Origin of the sequence: Oscillibacter sp. CU971 (genome assembly GCF_905219725.1) — a bacterium.
Lineage (GTDB): Bacteria > Bacillota > Clostridia > Oscillospirales > Oscillospiraceae > Oscillibacter.
Map to the genome: position 1 here is coordinate 1 of NZ_CAJMXG010000564.1, position 1,123 is coordinate 1,123.

At 45.1% G+C, this 1,123-nt stretch carries 2 protein-coding genes; one reads left to right on the forward strand and one right to left on the reverse strand.

All coding sequences use genetic code 11. The features are described 5' to 3' along the window. Window positions 1–316: 316 nt before the first annotated feature. On the reverse strand, window positions 317–712 hold the full coding sequence (locus JX325_RS17475; RefSeq protein WP_204792271.1) for a hypothetical protein: 396 nt from the start codon (window positions 710–712) through the stop codon (window positions 317–319). A 258-nt stretch (window positions 713–970) separates the two neighbouring features. Between JX325_RS17475 and JX325_RS17480 the strand changes: the two genes are divergently transcribed. Then, window positions 971–1,117: a hypothetical protein gene (locus tag JX325_RS17480; protein WP_204792272.1), complete on the forward strand. Its 147-nt coding sequence runs from the start codon at window positions 971–973 to the stop codon at window positions 1,115–1,117. The last annotated feature ends 6 nt before the right edge of the window (window positions 1,118–1,123 follow it).

Here is a 1,123-nt window from a genome sequence, read left to right on the forward strand (position 1 = left end):
TAAGTTCCTTCTGGATTTCCTTCGGAATCCCATTGCCTTCTGCCGTTTCTTTCTTCGCGGCTAGCTTAATGACATTAATTTATTATAGACCCATCATCACAAACAGTGCGTACAAGCATGCGATTAGACGGTAAGCACCCATATGTACCAGAAATAGGAGCGGCAAAAGAAAAGTCAAGACAAAAAGCATTTACGCCCTTGCCGAGTGAAAAAATAATGTTAGAACCATCAAAGTCGACATTATCATATGGCAATTTACTGAAACCAGTGTGTGAAGAAATAGCACCGCCCCTGCCACCATATTTAGAAAAAGATATTACATCGCCAACAGATGGCTGCCAAATAATACGACCTGCAGAGTTATAGCCAGGGGCCGGGAGGGTTTCACGTAGTTGTCGTAAGACTGTTTAATATCGCTTTCGGTTGCTATAAAAACATCACCGCAATAAATACAATTACACTGATAGGTCCCGTCTTTACCTTCCCGAGTATATGACGAAGCATGGTGATAACCGTCATCTGACGCAGAACAAGCACTAGAAAAAGAGTAACCAATAATTTTCTGGACAACGCCGCCGCTACCAGCCATCCACCGCCAAAAAGTATCTTTAGAGAAATAATCTGTTTCAACGGCGCAAACAGGGGCTACCACAACAGACAATATCAACGCCGCTAGAAAAACAGAACAGAGACGATAAGCACCTTTTTTCAAGAGTTGACACCACCTATCAAAACATGATACCATTTCAAAACAAGGGAGGGCGTTGACATGAAGAAAATACAATTACGATTGTGGCACCCGGTTGCAGGGTTTCTATTTGTCAAAATGCTTGAAATAGTTAACAATAACCTGTTTACAGGAACAGAATCACGGTTCTTATTTTACGAATTGATTGAATGGTTATTAGGAATTTGTATCCTACTCCTGTTATACATCATCATTCGCAACATCGTCCGGGCCGTAAAGGGCGTGATAGCCCGGCGGAGCTCCGGGGAGGCCGAGGAGATAGAGCGCCAGCGGGAGGCGGAGCGGCGGGAGGTCGAGATGGTGCGGAAGTCCAATGAAATCCTGCTGCATCTTATCCAGGACGAGCACCGGGAGGAGGGGGACCGCTAGGGGCTG